This window comes from Acinetobacter shaoyimingii, from assembly GCF_011578045.1.
Lineage (GTDB): Bacteria > Pseudomonadota > Gammaproteobacteria > Pseudomonadales > Moraxellaceae > Acinetobacter > Acinetobacter shaoyimingii.
In genome coordinates, this window is record NZ_CP049801.1 from 175027 (window position 1) to 194366 (window position 19340).

A 19340-nucleotide genomic window follows, 5' to 3' on the forward strand; every position below is an offset into this window, starting at 1 on the left:
TAAAATTTAAGTATTTGAATCATATTGTATTTATAGGCATGGGTAAAAAATTATTTTATTTAAAAATAATGAAATTAATATCGAATTTATTCAAAAGTTTGAGAAAGAACTCCTTTTAACATAATTTTTGCCTCATCTTTTAATACATCTCCGTGAGCGGCAACTAAACTTGTGAAATCCAAGGCTAATAATTTTTGAAAATCATCTTTTAAACTATTTTGATGTGAAGAAACTCTTTTGAGCCATGGTTTTCCAATAAAAAATCCTAAGCGAAATCCCATAACAAATAAAATGATTTTGCTTAGAAAACTGGTATGCCCCCAATGATTCCAATATTGAATACTATCTGTCGTAATCAACAATTTATATTCTTTTAAAAGCAAAACAGATTCGGGAAACTTGGCCGATTTGAAAATAAAAAATTGACTATTTTTGATCGGAGGCATTACATCCGTATCTATAATTTTATTTGGAACTAATTCAGGATATGTTTGATGCTGTTCCTGACTCCAAAAATTGGCGCTAAAAGTGTCAAGGTAATATTGATCATCTAAGCCATGGAAATCACCCAATCGTATCACATGCTTGACCACGCCTAACTGGTTTAAGTATTGCAAATTTTCATCATTTAATCGTACTGCGTTAATGATGATTAAATCCTGTCCATCACGTACAACGACCATGTTTCGATTCATTTGTAACAATGGACTTAACCGTATGCTTGTTTTGAGTAGGTAAACATTTGGAAAAATTTCTATAAATGTATCTTGCTTGCTGACCTTGGCATCATTGTTTATGGATTATTCTATTTTTTTGTACAGATTAATAATAAGCGTATATTTTGAATAGTGTAAGACTTGTGAGGATATTATTTTCAATTAAATGAGTATAAAGCCAATGATGAACTTAAAAATTAAATGGAAAAATCCGCTAAAGATGCATATGTATTGAATGAGAAATAAACCTGTTTTAAGTTGCATTTTATCGCGCTGCACTCAACCGCAAAATTATGGTGTAAAATAAGATACTGGGACATATTAAGTTTTTAATAATAGGGAGCTTTTATGCTCCTTATTTCATTTCTATGCTGTTGTTTGGGTTTAGATCGTAATGTATATATTGGTGTTAATGGTGATCATAGCAGTGATATGCATTGTTACGATCAAGAACGTAGATCAACGCCGTTGGCAACGTTATCAAATTGAACGCGATTTACATTTTCGTGACCATCCTTACGTGCTTAAATCTGAACCTGCATTTAATGTTCGCGTCATCATGTCGAAATCGGCACATTTTAAATTGATCAACACTTTAATGCTGAAGCAATCCACACAACAGGTCTTTAAAAAGGCCATGCTACAGCGTGAAAAAGCTTCTGAGCAGGATGCATATCAATTTGTGGTTAAAGTCCTGATTGAAGATATCCACATTGGCTATTTGGAACAGCATTATGCAGAGACCTTCTGTGAGGTTTTGAAGGAGTCAGATTTTTATATTGGTCGACCTATTTCAATTTTGTCGGAAGTGACCTTTTGTAAAAATAATTTTAGTGATGCTGGCTGTAAAGTTGTGCTCGGATTACCTTTAGATCCAAATGAGATCAAAGATTTAATTGAAGATAGATTTGAGATTGAAGTAGAACAAAAGCCTGATGCATAAGTCTTCTTAAACATCCATTTGATCTTTGGCTATAACAATAGAACCTGCATAAGGAAGAGTGCAACTCACTTAGAATCGGATGTCATAAAACTTTATAAATACTGAGATTAATCTGATCTAAATCAGAATGGGTGATCACGTATTTAATTTGATCTCTGAGCTCCACAGAAAAATGAATATTTTTTTCTAATATTTTGTTCTGAAAAGAAAATTGAGCAATGAGGACATCGTGTTTACGTCGCAAATTAATTTGAATGGGAAAATCGAATATATTCTTAAACTGCAAATCTTTATAAGCGTATACGATCGTGGCATCACTCCCTAAGGGCGTAAACCGTTCATGCTCTTGATAAATGTCTACAGAGTGGGCATGCCGTTCGATGATCTTTAAGCCAGCTTTTAACGCTGTGATATATAAAATGCACGACACTTGGCAGATCCCACCGCCAATTTCTTCCCCAATCGCTCCATTGATAATATTTCGACCTTGCTTAAAACCATTTTGAATGGATGGCTCTGGAACTAAATGCCAAAAAGAGAAAATATGGTTTGGGGGGACGATTAAACCATCAATATATTGAATACACAGATCAATGTTGGCTGTTTTATTTTCAAAGAATGAACTGGCTTTAATTTGTTGTTCGGTTGAAATTTGAAAGGGAAATATCACATTAGAATGTGTATGTTTGACATATTGCTTTGATGCAAAGAGGTGATGATTTTGAATATGTTCCCGCCAATAACGTTTATAAAGTTGGTATTTGAGTTTGGCTCGCTGCGGTATGTATTTTTTCATTGTTTCTCCAAAATCACGACTAAATAAGAGGCGTATTCTTTTAAGGGAGAACGACACAACAGGGTATCGATATTTAAAAACAATGGACGAAAACGAGTGGGAATACGATGAATCGGAAAAAATAGAAAACCTTGATAAAACTTAAGCTTCCATTGAGCCGTGAGCATTTTTTCAATATCAGAGATGCTGATTTGATTGGCTGCATGCCAGTTGTGTTGTTGGTGCTTAACCTGCTTTCTACGTTTTTGAGATGGAAAATCAAAAATTAACTTGCCACCTTGTTTGAGTTTTTGGTGGGCATGTTCTACAAATTTTTTCGTTGTTTCCATGTCTTGATGCATGATGACGTGAAAAGAAAAAATAACCTCAAATTTTGAATCTTCAAAAGGAATTTGGGTTAACTCGCCTTGGAGCAGTGTTTTATGTGGGTATTTTTGTTGAGCAACTTTGAGCATCTCTTCACTAAAATCGACACCATAATCGGCATAATCCAGTAAACGCCCCGTACCACAACCTAAATCTAAGCATTGAGTAGGGGAGACACTTTTTAAAGTGCGATCTAGAAAATCACGTTCTTGCCGATCAATATATTGACCATAGGCATTTTGAAAACGATTTTCATCGTAGTGTGCTGCAAGTTCGTCGTAGTATTCTTTGATCTGTTCCGTGCTCATATGTCACTCATCTTTATTTTTATTTCATTTGAATTTTATAGATTTTATCTTAATTTATTCTTTTTCCTTTATCTATCATTTTGAATAATCTAGCAAATTTTTAGCAAAAGTGAGACAAATTTTCTTACCAAATCTCACCATAATCTCAGCTATAATTAGTTTTATTTAAAAGATTGAGAAAGGCATATGCGCGTACTTGTTGTGATGGATCCCATCGAAAATGTAAATCTCAAAAAAGACTCAACTATGGCAATGCTATGGGCTGCTTCACGTCGTGGTCATGAACTTGGATATGCATTACAACAAGATCTGTATATCGATCAAGGCAAAGCGTTTGGTTTGATTTCTCCGCTAAAAGTGTTTGAAGATTACAACTATTATTTTGAGTTGGGGGAAAAACGTAAAGAATTTATTGCTGCATATGACGTCGTGTTAATGCGTAAAGACCCGCCTTTCGATATGAACTTTGTCTACACCACCTATATTTTGGAGCAGGCAGAACGTGAAGGGGCTTGGATTATTAACAAACCGCAAAGCCTTCGTGACTGCAATGAAAAACTCTTTGCAACCCAGTTCCCAGAACTTCAAGTACCGACTTTAGTGACTTCACAACAAAGTCTGATTCGCGAATTTTTAAAAGAACATGGTGATGTGATTGTGAAACCACTTGATGGTATGGGTGGAATGGGAATCTTCCGTTTATACCAAGATGGTGTAAATATCGGGTCAACCATTGAAATTTTGACCAATAATGGTACACAACCGATTATGGCGCAGCGTTATATCCCAGAAATTGTCGATGGTGATAAACGCATTCTGATGATCAATGGAGAGCCAGTGCCTTATTGTTTAGCGCGGATTCCACAAAATGGTGAAGTGCGTGGGAATTTGGCTGCAGGTGGTTTAGGTGAAGCACGACCACTGACTGAAAATGACAAAGCCATTGCTGCTAAAGTCGGTCCAATTTTAAAAGAGAAAGGTTTGGTCTTTGTCGGACTCGATGTGATTGGAGATTATGTCACTGAAATTAATGTCACCAGTCCAACCTGTATTCGTGAAATTGATACTCAATTTGGAACTTCAATTGCGGATGACTTATTTGATGTTTTAGAGCAAGGTCTAGCTCAAAAATAACGCCGAAAACATCTCATATATAATTTTTGTCAGATGGCTATTTTGAATCAGGGCGTATTTATAAAGCCTAGTATTTTAAAAAGGGTGTTTATGAAAATAAGCACTCTTTTTTATTTGAATGTCACTGTAAAAATATCGATTGTATTATGATATTTTGTGCATTATTTTCCCGATTAATAACAAAAGTAGTTTAAACTTAAAAATCAGTGGAAAAAAACAATGAAACGTTTGGTGAAAAAAAGTAAATAAACTTTTCCCAGTAGGTGTTTGTGATTACAATTGCTCTTTGGAAAATACGTTAATATCTATTTGAATTGAAGAATTAGACAGTGACTCATACCCCACAAAAAACACCTAAACATGTCATGATGATGGCCGCTGGAACCGGTGGGCATGTTTTCCCAGCGTTAGCTGTAGCCAAACAATTGCAACAAGAAGGTTGCCAAGTGTCTTGGTTAGCAACGCCTACAGGAATGGAAAATCGATTATTACAACAACATGATATTCCAATCTATCAAATTGATATTCAGGGTGTCCGTGGTAATGGTTTAATCCGTAAACTTGCAGCACCATTTAAAATTTTAAAAGCAACATGGATTGCAATGCGTTACATGAAAGCATTGAAAGTAGATGCCGTTGCTGGCTTTGGTGGTTATGTTGCAGGCCCAGGTGGTCTGGCTGCCCGTGTGCTTGGTATTCCTATTATTGTTCATGAGCAAAATGCAGTTGCAGGTTTTACCAATACTCAGCTTTCACGTATTGCTAAAATTGTTTGTCAGGCTTTCCCAAATACTTTCCCAGCCAGTGGTAAAATTATCACCACAGGTAATCCTGTACGTGCAGAAATCACCGAAATTTTTAACCCTTCATTTCGATATCAAGAGCGTCAAGCAACAAATGCAACGCTCAATATCTTAATTGTCGGTGGGTCTTTAGGTGCGCAGGCTTTGAATACATGCGTACCAGAAGCATTAAAAAAACTGAATGTTGCGATGAACGTGTATCACCAATGTGGTCAAAATCATCAGGAAAAAACGCAAGCTTTATATGCTGATGCACCTGCCAATATGCATGTGAATGTGCAACCGTTTATTGAAAATATGGCTGAAGCCTATAGCAACGCGGATCTGATTATTTGTCGTGCAGGGGCATTAACGGTGACCGAAGTTGCGACAGCTGGTGTTGCTGCAGTTTTTATTCCACTTCCAACTGCGGTGGATGACCATCAAACAGCGAATGCGAAGTTTTTAGCTAATATCAATGCTGCAAAAATTTGTCCGCAACCAGGTATGACACCAGATTCGCTGAGTCAAATATTAGTTCCATTAATGAACAGACAGTTGTTAATGGAAATGGCAGTTAAAGCTCGTCAACACGCTCAACCGAATGCAACAAAGCAAGTGGTTGAGTTAATTAAAGATTTGTAAGTTTTTTAGAGTAAATTATGTCTCCATCAAGCCCAGCTGATAAAGCAAAAAACCTGATTAAGATCCCAGAAATGCGCCGTATTAAGCATATCCATTTTGTGGGTATTGGTGGTGCAGGGATGTGTGGTATTGCTGAAGTGCTCAAAAACCAAGGCTACAAAGTTTCAGGTTCAGACATTAAAGCCTCTAAAACCACACAACAGCTTGAAGAGAATGGTATTCAGGTTTATATCGGTCATGCTGCTGAAAATATTGTCAATGCCAATGTACTTGTGGTTTCAACAGCCATCGATACTGAAAACCTAGAAATCAAAGCAGCGATTGAAAACCGTATTCCTGTTGTACGTCGTGCAGAAATGCTCGGTGAGTTGATGCGTTACCGTCACGGTATTGCTGTAGCAGGTACGCATGGTAAAACCACAACGACAAGTTTAGTGACCTGTATGTTGGCAGAAGAAAACCTCGATCCTACCTATGTGATTGGTGGTTTGTTGAATCGTTCTGGTGTCAATGCTGCATTGGGTGCGAGTCGCTTTATTGTAGCAGAGGCAGATGAGTCGGATGCTTCATTCTTATATTTAGAGCCAATGGCAGCGATTGTCACCAATATTGATGCCGATCATATGGATACCTATGGCGGTAGCTTCGATACCTTAAAAGATACCTTTGTTCAATTTTTGCAAAAATTACCATTTTACGGTTTGGCTGTAGTGTGTGGGGATGATGCGAACATTCGTGAAATCATGCCACGTATTGGTCGTCCAGTTTTAACCTATGGTTTTAATGAAGATAATGACATTCGTGCGGTCGATGTAAAGCAAGAAGGCATGCAATCACACTTTACGGTATTGCGTAAAGGTCGTGAGCCTTTATCACTGACCATTAATATGCCAGGTCTACACAATATCTTAAATGCTTTGGCAGCAATTGGTGTGGCAACGGATGAGGGTGTTTCAGATGCTGCAATTGCCCGCGCATTAGAAAGCTTCAGTGGCGTTGGTCGTCGTTTCCAAATTCAAGGTGAGTTTGAATTGGGCGAGGGTACAGTGAAATTGGTGGATGATTATGGTCACCATCCGAAAGAAGTTGAAGCAACAATTAAAGCGGCACGTGCCAGCCATCCGGATCGTCGTTTAGTGATGATGTTCCAACCGCATCGTTATAGCCGTACTCGTGATTGTTTCGATGATTTCGTTGATGTATTGTCTCAAGTAGACCAACTGTTGCTTTTAGAAGTGTATTCAGCAGGTGAAAAACCGATTGTTGGTGCGGACAGTCGAACATTAGCGCGTAGTTTGCGTTTACGTGGGGAAATTGAACCGATTTTGATTGATCCAGTCGAAGGTAATCTGGAAGCTACGCTCCAAAAAGTGTTACAAGCAAACGACTTGTTATTAACGCAAGGTGCAGGTAACGTGGGAGCAATTTCAGTAGAATTGGCTCAGAATAAACTGTATATAAAATAATTGCTGTGTGTGATTATTCGTTCAAGTGACTAACTTTTATAAGTTTAAGGATATAAACGTGTCAAATGCTTCTAAATTCGGCAAAGTTGCTGTATTGCTTGGTGGTAAATCTGCAGAGCGTGAGGTGTCATTAGATAGTGGTAACGCTGTACTTGAAGCATTATTACGTGCAGGGGTTAATGCCGAAGGTTTTGACCCACAACAACGTAGCGTGACTGAACTTATAAGCTATGATCGTGCATTTATTGTATTGCATGGTCGTGGTGGAGAAGATGGACAAATCCAAGGTGCGCTTGAGTGGATGAATATTCCATACACAGGTACGGGTGTTCAGGGCTCAGCCATTGGTATGGACAAAGTTAAAACCAAGCAAATTTGGCAAGGTTCTGATTTACCGACTGCACCTTATCGTATCGTAAGCCAAGAGACCAATTTGGATGAGGTGGTTGCAAGCTTAGGTTTGCCATTGATCATCAAACCTGTTCATGAAGGTTCAAGCGTTGGTATGAGTAAGGTTGAAAAGGCTGAAGACTTGGCTCAGGCCATTGCCAAAGCAACTGAACATGATGCAGTGGTGATGGCGGAAAAATGGATTACAGGACGTGAATTCACCATTTCATTTTTAAATGGTCAACCATTGCCGGTGATTCGTCTACAGCCTCCAGCAGATGTCGCATTTTATGATTACGAAGCCAAATACAATCGTAATGATGTCGAATATGGCATCCCTTGTGGTTTAGATGAGGCGGAAGAAAAAAATCTACAACAATTATGCTTACGTGCCTTCCAAGCCGTAGGTGCAAGTGGTTGGGGTCGTATTGATGCGATGCAAGATGAACAAGGTCGTTTCTGGTTGCTTGAGGTCAATACTGTACCAGGGATGACCAGTCACTCGCTGGTACCAAAAGCAGCCAAAGCAGTCGGATATAGCTTTGATGAGCTTTGTGTGGCGATTTTAGAACAAACTTTAGCGAAAGAAACACACTAATCTATGGCTCAACTTCCAGCTTCAATGCGCCGTAAACGTGCAGCCATCACATCGATACATGATAAGCCGCCTTCTCGTAAAGAGAAACTCATCAATACGGGTGGGTGGTTTCTGCTTATCGTGGCTTTTTGTGTACTATTTGCGGGGGTTTATGGCCTGTATAAGGTCATTACAGATGCAAAAGTTGCAACGCTGGAAGTGGTGGGCATAGATTCAAGTCAAGAACGTGAGCAGCTTCAACGTCATTTATCCAGTGTCGTCAAAGATAATTACTTCACTTCAGATCTGGAAATGATCCGTGATCGCACTTTGGAAGTTTCATGGGTCGATCACGTGGTGGTTTCGCGTGCGTGGCCAAATGGAATTCGTGTAAGAGTAATCCCAAGGCAACCGATTGCACGCTGGGGTTCTGGACGACTTCTGAGTGATGAAGGTGATATTTTTACTGAAGCGACCCCTAAGAATCATGCTAACTTACCAATGTTACATGGTCCTGTCGATCAGTCTAAAATCATGATGCGCCGTTACAATGAAATTAATCAATTGTTTCACCCAGTCAACTTGCGTTTGAAAGAATTGTATTTAACAGAACGTCGAACATGGTTCATGCAGTTTGATTCAGGATTGCGTATTATTGTCGATCAAGATCAAACAATGCATAAGTTGCAGCGCTTAAGTCATTTAGCTCAAACAGATTTAAAATCGGTTTGGCCGAATGTTTCTGGCGTAGATTTGCGTTATCGTAATGGACTTGCGATACAATGGAAAAATTCTGCACCTTTAAAGATAATAAATGGTCAGTTTGTTGTAACCAAGGATAATATAAACATTGCAGATAATGCAGTTACAAAGCCATAATACGTGGCTTGATAAAGAGGCATTACGCCACATACAAACAATGAAGAAAATGGTAGTGAATGATGAGTGAGGCTGTTCCTTCAGTTGTTGCAATAGACATTGGGACGCATAAAGTTTCAGTTCTTATTGGTAAAGTACATGCACCTGACAATATTCAGGTCATTGGCATGGCTACCGCACGCAATCGAGGCATGAATAAAGGCAAAATTGTCAGTCTTGAAAAAGTCATCACTGCAATTAAAAATGCCGTTCAAGAAGCAGAAGATATGGCTGAATGCCGTGTACATTCTGCCTGGGTCTCTATTCCGAGTACAGAACTACAAAGCTACTATGCAACCGGACGAACACCTATCTCTAATCCAGAGCGAACCATTACAACCACTGAAGTTGTTCGTGCATTAGAATTGGCCAAAGCCAGTCATATGACATCAGATCATTATTTGGCAAGTGCAGTCCCATTGGGATTTGAACTCGATGATGCAACGGAATGGGTACATAACCCCATCAATTTGTCTGCCAACAGTATGACCGCACATTATCAATTGATGATGCTACCCATTAGCACCATGCAAAACCTTGATCGTGCCATGAAAGGTGCAAATATTTTTGTCGAAAAAATGGTGGTGTCATGTTTGGCGACAGCTGAAGGTGCATTATTGAAAGACGAAAAAGAATATGGCGTATGTTTACTTGATATTGGTGCAGGTACAACCAATATCGCAGTATATATAGAAGGGCATCTTGTTTTGGCACATACCATCCAACGTGGTGGTGAAAATGTCACTCGAGATATTGCTGCTGTATTGCAAACCACAACGGAAGAAGCTGAGCGTTTAAAACTGCTTTATGGTTGTGTCGATTTACATCAAGTGAAACCAGATCATATTATAGAGTTTGAAGCGATTGATGGACCACAATCCATTAGCCGTATCGAGTTGTCAGAAATCATTATTGCGCGTTATGAAGAAATTCTAGGCATGGTGAGAGATGAGCTCGAACAACGTGGAGCACTTCAAAGTTTGTATCACGGGGTAGTTTTGAGTGGCGATGTGTGTCAAATTGAAGGCATGGTCACTTTTGCACGTCGTATATTGGGTGTATCCGCTCATTTGGGCAACCCGCCTTTAAAAGTCTATGCAGATGACAAATATTTACCTGCATTACGCCGTTCAATGTATGCAACTGCTTCAGGGCTTCTTTTATTCAGCCAAAGCGATTTACAAGAGTCGGTAGAAGAACCAGAAGAACAAGGTAAGCGCCCAGTCTTAGAGCGTGTAATGAATGGTTGGAATGCTTTAAATAACAAGTTGAAAGGCATTTTTTAGGTATATTTTTTTGGGAATATTGTTAGCAACTTGTCAAGTGTTCTGCGATGCGCTTGACAAGAACTGTAATGCAAAGCATCCTTAAAACAATTTGAAGATCAAGGCAGTATACGGGCTTAAGTGACTGCCATATTTATTAGGAAATTTTAAGGTCATGGCTTCATTTGAATTTTTAGAAGATGAACAAACCGATAACAACGGTCAAGCCCGTTTTACTGTGTTTGGTGTTGGTGGCGGTGGTGGTAATGCCGTACAGCACATGGTTCAGTCAGATATCCAAGGTGTAAAATTTGTCTGTGCCAATACAGATAAACAAGCCTTAGATCGCATGAATGCACCATTTAAAATCCAATTAGGTCAGCAAAGTACGCGTGGTTTGGGTGCTGGTGCAAACCCCGATGTTGGACAAATTGCTGCAGAAGAAAGTCGTGAGCTTATTCGTCAACACCTTGAAGGTGCGGACATGGTCTTTGTGACTGCTGGTATGGGTGGTGGTACAGGTACAGGTGCTGCGCCAGTTGTTGCAGAAATTGCTCAAGAAATGGGTATTTTAACTGTCGGTGTAGTGACAACTCCATTTAACTTCGAAGGTCGTCGTCGCCAACGTTCGGCTGAAAAAGGGATTGAAGCTTTAGAGCAACATGTTGATTCATTGATTATTATTCCAAATCAACGCTTACTCAGCGTGTATGGCGATATTTCAATGCAAGATGCTTATCGTAAAGCGGATGATGTATTACTCAGCGCAGTTCGTAGTATCTTTGATCTTGTTGTTCGTCCAGGGCACATTAACCTTGACTTCGCCGATTTGAAAACTGCCATGAGTACGCGTGGTTATGCAATGATGGGTGAAGGTAAGAGCAGTGGTTCTGACCGTGCTGAAGAAGCTGCACGTCTTGCAATCCGTAGTCCATTACTCGATAACGTAAATATTATGAATGCCAAAGGTGTGTTGATTAACATCACTGGTGGCGCTGATATTACTTTACGTGAAACTGAAATTATTACTGATGTTGTCAATCAAATTGTGGATCTGGATGAAGGTGAAGTCTTCTTCGGAACTGTATTTGATCAAGATGCACGTGATGAAATCCGTGTCACTGTTATTGCGACAGGTTTGACACGTAATGCCAATGACGCTGCAGAAGTGAAACGTCGTGCACCAGTAAGTTCATCTTCAAACAGTTATCAGCAACCAGCAAACAATGCTGTGGTTGATGAAGACGATGTTCCTGCGATCAGCAAGCGACAAAACGTTGATGCGCCAGCATCTGCGCCGTCTTCAACACCACGTTCAGCACCGATGAGCATTCAAGAATACTTAAAAAATCAGCAACGTAAATAAAGCTTAATGTGCTGTTTTTTCAACGTAAATCAAAAAAGGTAGTGCAAAAGCGCTACCTTTTTCTTTTTTATCAATGGCTAAATGTGCTAACGTATAGCGGATTTTAAGATGAAGACCGAGTTAGCATGTTGAAACAACGGACCCTGAAACGAGTCGTGAAAGCGAGTGGTATCGGATTACATAGTGGCCAAAAAGTAATGATTAATTTTGTCCCACATGTTGCTGATGGGGGTATTGTATTTCGACGTATTGACTTAAATCCGCCCGTAAATATTCCAGCCAATGCCATGCTGATTCAAGAAGCATTTATGTGTTCGAATTTGGTACAAGAAAATGCCAAAGTAGGTACAGTTGAACATGTGATGAGTGCGATTGCAGGTTTAGGTATTGATAATTTAATTATTGAAGTATCGGCCTCAGAAGTACCCATTATGGACGGAAGTGCTGGTCCTTTCATCTACTTACTTATGCAAGGTGAGCTTGTCGAACAAGATGCACCAAAAAAATTCATCAAAATTTTAAAACCTGTGCAAGCGCTTATTGATGATAAACGCGCGATTTTTTCTCCGCACAATGGTTTTCAACTTAATTTCACCATTGATTTTGATCATCCTGCTTTTGCAAAAGAATACCAATCTGCAACCATTGATTTCTCAACAGAAACATTTGTGTACGAAGTGAGTGAAGCACGTACCTTTGGATTTATGAAAGATCTGGACTACTTAAAATCTAATAATTTGGCTTTAGGTGCGAGTTTAGATAATGCCATTGGTGTAGATGATACTGGTGTAGTCAATGAAGAAGGTCTACGTTTTGCAGATGAATTTGTTCGCCACAAAATTTTAGATGCTGTTGGAGATCTATTTTTATTGGGTCACCAGATTATTGCAAAATTTGATGGTTACAAATCTGGTCATGCTTTGAACAATCAACTGTTACGCAATGTTAAAAGCGATCCAACCTCTTATGAAATTGTAACATTTGATGACCAAAAATCTTGCCCAATTCAGTTTGTTAGTGTGACATAAGTCATTGTCGGATAAGATGAATGTTATAATGTATCGTTTATAGGTGTGACAAAAGTCACATTTTGATGTTTGTTTAACCGATATTTTGATTTTGAGATTACTTTTTATCTCTTGCCAAACGTGCCAAAGCTTGGCTAAGCTTGGGGTCATTCACGAAAGCAGCTGCGCTTTGTAACATCTCTTGTGTTGCTGGTGATAATTGTTTCGGAATGTTTGCAGTCTTTGGTTTGTTTTGGGGCTTTGTTCTTAATCTAAGTTGAAGTTTTTGCAGATCTTTCAATTCGTGAATTTGAGATAATTGAGAAATATACTGTTTTTGAAGATAACCGAGTTGACTAATCAAGGCTTGATTTTCACCGGTGATCGTCAAAATACCGTATTGATAACATACAACTTGCCACTCACCATTTGGTGGTAATAATGGTTGAATTAATTTAGTAAGTTTCTGCCATTCAGTCACTTGCTTTGTTAGAAACGATAAGTTTCCTGTTTTTATGTGTTGTCTTGTTTGTTGAAATACCTTTTTAGGTTCTGACATACATTGTTCCTTCATGGTTATGTCTTAATCTTAAGCTGTGCTTTCAGTGAATATCAAGGATGAGATCACACAAGAGACTCGATTAAGAACAGTTTAAAGAGGTTTTTTATGCATTCGCGAAGAATTTTATTAGCTTTTTCTATGGCCACTTCAGCCGCATCTGTAACTTTTGCAGATTTAGTTCAATTAGAACCCATAACGACAAATAATGCAGTATCCCAAGATCGTATTACAGAACTCAAACCTTCAATAAAAACGAATGTTTTAACGTCTGATTCTATTGAGCAAGAATTATTAAATCTAAGCAAGACGACAATCAATATTGAACGTCATGCTACGCCAAAAACAAATGCCACGGCAACTAAACTGTCTACAACGACAGATCTTCGCGAAGTTAAAACATCTTTAAATGCTAATGTAAATACCAACAAGCCAACCAATGCGACACTGAGTTCAAGTGATCGTCTTGAAGAATTAACCAAAACCTTGGCGAAAGGGACGTATACACATCCTGATGATATGGATATCCCAGCAGATACACAGATGAATGTGCGCCTTCGTGAATCTACACCCATTGAATTAAACAATGCATCTCTAGATAAAAAATATTTGACCAAAAATACCAAAAAAGAGGTATCGAATGATTCCTTTAAGGGTAACGGTGTTTATTCTTGGTTAGTGACACATCCATTACCAGATATGAAGCGTGTGAGTTCAAATTTTGGTGGTCGTAGTATGGGTGGTCGTGCCGAGCATCATTCGGGTCTAGATCTTTCTGCTGCTTCTGGTACACCTATCTATGCGACAGGCCCAGGCGTAGTGACAAAGTCTGGTTGGGGGCGTGGTTATGGTCAATATGTTGAAATCAACCATGGCAATGGTTACATCACTCGTTATGCACATGCATCGCGTTTAGTTGCACGAGTGGGTGACAAAGTCAGTGCGGGTGAACATATTGCCAACGTAGGCTGTACTGGTCGTTGTACTGGTCCACATTTACACTATGAAGTGGTTAAAGATGGTCAACGTAAGAATCCATCTACTTATTTAGCAATGTTACCTTAATAGAAAACTTATAATGGTTGAGTTAAACGTTTAGGTGAATATCAGTTAAATATTTTAAAGGTTTAAGCCTAATCGATATGATCTTTTAATTTATCACGGGTTTTAATGCTTATTGTATAAAAAACCGCCATTATTGGCGGTTTTTTGTTTATTTGTGTGAAGAATGGTCAATCATCATTTCCTGTCGAAATATCCATAAAATCCATATTCAAATGTAACCATAACTTAACACCCCCAAAACATGATACATATAAGATATAGAAATTATGTTTATGGAGTAGGGAAGTCATGGCGTATTACGGTGATACAGACGCGCAAGAAACACAAGAATGGCAAGAAGCTTTTGATTCAGTTTTGAAGCATATGGGAACAGAGCGTGCGGCTTTTTTGTTAGAAAAGTTATATCAGCAAGCAATTGCTAAACATGTGCCTTTGCAGCGTTTGAATACACCTTATCTGAACACGATTTCTGTAGATGAACAACCAGCAATGCCAGGCGATCCCGATATGGAGCGTCGTATTCGTGCATTGATTCGTTGGAATGCGTTGGCGATGGTACTTCGTGCCAATAAAACAGGGGATGACCTAGGTGGTCACTTAGCAAGTTTTGCTTCATCTGCAACATTATACGATGTCGGATTCAACCATTTCTTCCGTGCCAATAGTGACAATTTCGGCGGTGACATGATCTATTACCAAGGTCATTGTGCACCGGGTATTTATGCACGTTCATTTCTCGAAGGTCGATTGACCGAAGAACAACTCAATAACTTCCGCCGTGAAGTGGGTGGCAATGGTTTGCCGAGTTACCCTCATCCTTATTTAATGCCTGATTATTGGCAGTTCCCAACAGTATCGATGGGTTTGGGGCCTATCATGTCGATCTACCAAGCACACATTCAAAAATATTTAATGAACCGTGGTTTGATTAAAGAAGAAGATCGTAAAGTTTGGGCGTATCTCGGTGATGGTGAAATGGATGAGCCTGAAAGTACAGGTGCGATTTCACTCGCTGGTCGTGAAAAGTTAGATAACTTGATATGGGTGGTGAACTGTAACTTACAGCGTCTTGATGGCCCAGTTCGGGGTAATGGTAAAATTATCCAAGAACTTGAATCACAGTTCCGTGGTGCAGGCTGGCGTGTAATTAAAGTGGTTTGGGGTCGACATTGGGATCCACTACTTGCAAAAGATGAATCTGGTGCTTTAAAAGCGATAATGGATGAAGCAGTGGATGGTGATTATCAACGTTATCAAGTGAAAGGTGGAGCATATACCCGTGCACACTTCTTTGGTAAATACCCTGAAGCTGAAGAGCTGGTGAAAAATTTAAGCGATGAAGATATTGATAATCTCAACCGTGGTGGTCATGACCCATACAAAGTGTATGCAGCTTATGCAGAAGCGATGAAGTCGACAGGTCAGCCTACAGTGATCTTGGCAAAAACAGTCAAAGGTTACGGTCTGTCTGAAGAAATTGAAGCAGTCAACAAAACGCACCAAATTAAAAAAATGCAACTTGAGTCGCTCAAATACGTACGTAATCGTTTTAACTTGCCATTTACTGACGAGCAACTTGAAGAAGTTCCATTCTATCGCCCAAGTGAAAATTCACCTGAATTGAAATATATGAAGGCTCGTCGTGAGGCACTCGGTGGGTATTTACCTGCACGCCGTAAAGAAAGCGAACAATTACAAATTCCTGAGCTTTCGGTATTTGATGCGGTATTAAAAGGTTCAAATGGAAAAGAACAATCGACGACCATGGTAATGGTACGTTTGATTTCAGCACTTTTAAAAGAAAAGGCCATTAAAGACCGTGTGGTTCCAATTGTTCCAGATGAAGCACGTACCTTTGGTTTAGAAGGCATGTTCCGTCAGTTGGGTATTTATGCGGCTCATGGTCAGCATTACACGCCTGAAGACCAAGAACAGCTGATGCATTACCGTGAAGCCAAAGATGGTCATATGTTGCAAGAGGGAATTAATGAAGCGGGTGCAATGAGCGCATGGGCTGCATTAGGCACAAGTTACTCAACCAATAACTTGCCAATGATTCCAATGTACATGTACTACTCAATGTTTGGTTTCCAACGTATTGGGGATATTGCATGGGCAGCAGGTGATGCTCAGGCGCAAGGTTTCTTATTGGGTGCAACAGCAGGTCGTACCACATTAAACGGTGAAGGTTTACAGCACCAAGATGGTCATTCACATATTCTTGCCAACACGATTCCAAACTGTGTGTCATATGATCCTTGTTTTGGCTATGAGCTTGCTGTAATCGTACATGATGGTTTAAAACGCATGTATGTTGATCAAGAGCGTGTGTTCTACTACTTAACGGTGATGAACGAAAACTACGAGCATCCTGCAATTCCAGAAAATGCTGAAGAAGGCATTAAACGTGGTCTGTATTTACTTGAGAAAGATGACAAAGCCACTGTTCAATTGTTGGGCTCTGGTGTGATTTTGCGTGAAGTGATTAAAGCGGCGCAAATTCTACGTGATGAGTACCAAATTCATTCGAATGTTTGGAGCGCAACAAGCTTTAATGAGCTCGCTCGTGATGGTATGGCGGTAGAAGAATATAACCGTCTACATCCAATGGCTGAAGCGAAAGAATCTTGGGTATCGAAACAGTTGCGTCCTACGCAAGGGATTGTGGTTTCAGCAACTGATCATATGCGTGCCTACAGTGAACAAATTCGTGCATATTTGCCCGATAGTCGCCCATTTGTAGCTTTGGGTACAGATGGTTATGGTCGCTCAGATACCCGTGGAAATTTGCGTAGTTACTTTGGTGTAGATGCTGCTCATATCGTGGTGGCAACCTTGAAGAAACTTTCCGACGAAGGTGAAGTCGATGCGCGCCTAGTGAAAGATGCGATTTCTTCATTTGAATTGGACACAGACCGTCCAGTAGCATGGGCACCACAACAACATCCAGAAATTCAAGCAGTCGCTGACTACAAAGAGGAGAAATAATCATGCAAATTAAAACTCCTGATATTGGTGTAGATAAAGCGACTGTTGCTGAGATCTTAGTGAAAGTTGGCGACACGGTCGCGGTTGAGGATAGTCTGGTTTTATTGGAATCGGACAAAGCATCTGTTGAAGTGCCAAGCACTTCAGCAGGCGTGGTCAAAAGTATTGCTGTTGCTGTCGGTGATAGCGTTTCAGAAGGTGCTGTGCTGATTGAATTAGAAAGTTCAGAAGCTGAATCAAATGCAACGCCAGCTGCTGAAGCACCTAAGGAACAGATTGAACCTCAACCTGCACCAAAAGCAGAGGCAAAACCTGAAGTAACTGCAACTAGTTCGTCTAACTCGCAAGCTTCAAGCTCATCTGTTGTTGATGTTCAAGTGCCAGATATTGGCGTTGAAAAAGCGCTTGTGGGTGAAGTGCTCGTGAAAGTGGGCGATGAGATTGATGTAGATCAAAGCATCGTTGTGGTTGAATCAGATAAAGCGACAGTGGAAGTGCCAAGTACCGTTTCTGGAACGGTTGAAAGTATTGAGATTAAAGAAGGTGATACCGTCAAAGAAGGTGTAGTCATTCTGAAAGTCAAAACATCTTCTGCAAATAATGCTGAGCTACCTGAAAAAACCGCGACTGAATCATCAGCAAACACTGAAGCATCTGTCACAGCTGAAGTGAAAGAACAAGTTGCTGAATCTTCTCAAAGCGGTGAGATTGAAATCGCTGTTCCAGATTTAGGTGTCGATAAAGCGACGGTTGCTGAAATTTTAGTGAAAGTCGGTGACACGGTAGAAGCAGATCAAAGCTTGATTGTGGTGGAATCTGATAAAGCCACTGTTGAAGTACCAAGTACGACTGCTGGCGTGATTAAAGCCATTCATGTTGAAATGGGGCAAAAGGTTAGCCAAGGGCTTGCTTTGGTGACGATTGAAGGTCAAGTGTCTTCGCCTAAACAAGTCACCAAATCACAAACTGCAGATGAAGCAAAATCGAATACCTCAACACCTGCACCAGCTGAATCGACTAAAGAAGTGGCTGCAACAGTGGTATCTACTGAGCAAGGTGTAGACAAGCTGTCCAAAGAACAAAGTGCTGCAAATGCCAAAGTGTATGCAGGACCTGCAGTACGTAAATTGGCACGTGAGTTAGGTGTGGTCTTGGCTGAAGTCAAAGCATCGGGTCCAAATGATCGCCTGCTAAAAGATGATGTCTTCGCTTATGTGAAAACACGTTTAACTGCAGCACCACAAGCAACCCAACAAGTGGCAGCACAAGTGGCTTCAGGTTTGCCCCCATTACCAGATTTCTCTGCATTTGGTGGTAGCGAAGTCAAAGCGATGACACGCTTACAGCAAGTCTCTGTACCGCAGTTGTCATTGAATAACTTCATTCCTCAAGTGACTCAGTTTGATTTGGCCGATATCACTGAGTTAGAAGCTTGGCGTGGTGATCTTAAAGCGAACTTCAAAAAAGAAGGCATTAGTTTGACCATTTTGGCGTTCATTGCCAAAGCGGTTGCCCATCTTTTAAAAGAAGAGCCATATTTTGCTTCGCATTTGGCAGATGATCAAAAGTCTGTGGTACTGCGCAATGAAATTCATATGGGGATTGCAGTGGCAACGCCAGATGGTTTGACCGTACCTGTACTGCGTAATCCAGATCAAAAGTCAATTAAGCAAATTGCGATTGAACTCGGTGAATTGAGTCAAAAAGCGCGTGATAAGAAGCTGTCACCTAAAGACTTACAAGGTGCGAACTTTACCATTACCAGTCTTGGCTCAATTGGTGGAACAGCATTCACGCCATTAGTGAACTGGCCACAAGTGGCGATTTTGGGTATTTCACCTGCAACGATGCAACCTGTTTGGAACGGTTCTAGCTTTGATCCGCGCTTGATGTTGCCATTGTCATTGTCTTATGACCATCGTGTCATCAATGGTGCAGATGCAGCCCGTTTCACCAATAAATTGACCAAACTGTTGGCCGATATTCGTAACATCTTGCTCTAAATTTTGTTTGAATAAATTCAAGCGAATTTAAACCTATCTTCAATAA

16 protein-coding genes are annotated in these 19340 nt (G+C 40.0%); 12 read left to right on the forward strand and 4 right to left on the reverse strand.

The window, feature by feature from the left end; translation table 11 throughout:
• Positions 1–86 precede the first annotated feature (86 nt).
• Positions 87–683: a hypothetical protein gene (locus G8E00_RS00840; protein WP_227591169.1), complete on the reverse strand. Its 597-nt coding sequence runs from the start codon at positions 681–683 to the stop codon at positions 87–89.
• A 460-nt stretch (positions 684–1143) separates the two neighbouring features.
• Between G8E00_RS00840 and G8E00_RS00845 the strand changes: the two genes are divergently transcribed.
• Positions 1144–1659 carry a hypothetical protein gene (locus G8E00_RS00845; RefSeq protein ID WP_166221356.1) on the forward strand — a complete coding sequence of 172 codons (516 nt, stop codon included), beginning with the start codon at positions 1144–1146 and terminating at the stop codon, positions 1657–1659.
• Positions 1660–1741: 82 nt separating this feature from the next.
• Here G8E00_RS00845 and G8E00_RS00850 read toward each other — a convergent pair whose 3' ends face one another.
• Positions 1742–2455 (reverse strand): VanW family protein, encoded by a 714-nt coding sequence (locus G8E00_RS00850; RefSeq protein WP_166221358.1) that lies wholly within the window; start codon positions 2453–2455, stop codon positions 1742–1744.
• The gene (locus G8E00_RS00855; RefSeq protein WP_166221360.1) at positions 2452–3129 is read right to left on the reverse strand and encodes a class I SAM-dependent methyltransferase; all 678 of its coding nucleotides are present in this window, start codon (positions 3127–3129) and stop codon (positions 2452–2454) included. The genes G8E00_RS00850 and G8E00_RS00855 overlap by 4 nt, the downstream gene beginning before the upstream one ends.
• Positions 3130–3315: 186 nt before the next feature.
• Between G8E00_RS00855 and gshB the strand changes: the two genes are divergently transcribed.
• From gshB to lpxC, 8 genes are all read left to right on the forward strand, one after another.
• Positions 3316–4263, forward strand: a complete 948-nt coding sequence (gene gshB / locus G8E00_RS00860; protein WP_166221362.1) for a glutathione synthase — start codon at positions 3316–3318, stop codon at positions 4261–4263.
• Between the two features lie 329 nt (positions 4264–4592).
• Complete coding sequence (murG, locus tag G8E00_RS00865; RefSeq protein ID WP_166221364.1) at positions 4593–5690, forward strand: undecaprenyldiphospho-muramoylpentapeptide beta-N-acetylglucosaminyltransferase; 1098 nt, start codon at positions 4593–4595, stop codon at positions 5688–5690.
• Positions 5691–5707: 17 nt separating this feature from the next.
• A complete protein-coding gene (gene murC / locus G8E00_RS00870) occupies positions 5708–7156 on the forward strand; it encodes a UDP-N-acetylmuramate--L-alanine ligase (RefSeq protein ID WP_166008835.1) in 1449 nt (482 codons plus the stop codon).
• 58 nt (positions 7157–7214) lie between these two features.
• The gene (locus G8E00_RS00875) at positions 7215–8144 is read left to right on the forward strand and encodes a D-alanine--D-alanine ligase (RefSeq protein WP_166221366.1); all 930 of its coding nucleotides are present in this window, start codon (positions 7215–7217) and stop codon (positions 8142–8144) included.
• 3 nt (positions 8145–8147) lie between these two features.
• Positions 8148–9002 (forward strand): cell division protein FtsQ/DivIB, encoded by an 855-nt coding sequence (locus G8E00_RS00880; RefSeq protein WP_166221368.1) that lies wholly within the window; start codon positions 8148–8150, stop codon positions 9000–9002.
• Positions 9003–9061: 59 nt separating this feature from the next.
• Entirely contained in the window at positions 9062–10327 is a 1266-nt protein-coding gene (ftsA, locus tag G8E00_RS00885; RefSeq protein ID WP_171522180.1) for a cell division protein FtsA, read from the forward strand.
• A 154-nt stretch (positions 10328–10481) separates the two neighbouring features.
• Positions 10482–11672 carry a cell division protein FtsZ gene (ftsZ, locus tag G8E00_RS00890; protein ID WP_166008831.1) on the forward strand — a complete coding sequence of 397 codons (1191 nt, stop codon included), beginning with the start codon at positions 10482–10484 and terminating at the stop codon, positions 11670–11672.
• Between the two features lie 125 nt (positions 11673–11797).
• Positions 11798–12700 carry a UDP-3-O-acyl-N-acetylglucosamine deacetylase gene (lpxC, locus tag G8E00_RS00895; protein WP_166221370.1) on the forward strand — a complete coding sequence of 301 codons (903 nt, stop codon included), beginning with the start codon at positions 11798–11800 and terminating at the stop codon, positions 12698–12700.
• A 97-nt stretch (positions 12701–12797) separates the two neighbouring features.
• Here lpxC and G8E00_RS00900 read toward each other — a convergent pair whose 3' ends face one another.
• Positions 12798–13238, reverse strand: coding sequence for a DUF721 domain-containing protein (locus tag G8E00_RS00900; protein ID WP_166008829.1), 441 nt, complete (start codon positions 13236–13238; stop codon positions 12798–12800).
• Between the two features lie 447 nt (positions 13239–13685).
• On the opposite strand from G8E00_RS00900, the gene G8E00_RS00910 reads away from it, so the two are divergent.
• The 3 genes from G8E00_RS00910 to G8E00_RS00920 all read left to right on the forward strand — a co-directional run bounded on the left by G8E00_RS00910 (position 13686) and on the right by G8E00_RS00920 (position 19294).
• Positions 13686–14303 carry a M23 family metallopeptidase gene (locus G8E00_RS00910; RefSeq protein ID WP_406741379.1) on the forward strand — a complete coding sequence of 206 codons (618 nt, stop codon included), beginning with the start codon at positions 13686–13688 and terminating at the stop codon, positions 14301–14303.
• 288 nt (positions 14304–14591) lie between these two features.
• Positions 14592–17291 carry a pyruvate dehydrogenase (acetyl-transferring), homodimeric type gene (gene aceE / locus G8E00_RS00915; RefSeq protein ID WP_166008828.1) on the forward strand — a complete coding sequence of 900 codons (2700 nt, stop codon included), beginning with the start codon at positions 14592–14594 and terminating at the stop codon, positions 17289–17291.
• 2 nt (positions 17292–17293) lie between these two features.
• A complete protein-coding gene (locus tag G8E00_RS00920; protein ID WP_166221372.1) occupies positions 17294–19294 on the forward strand; it encodes a 2-oxo acid dehydrogenase subunit E2 in 2001 nt (666 codons plus the stop codon).
• Positions 19295–19340 lie beyond the last annotated feature (46 nt).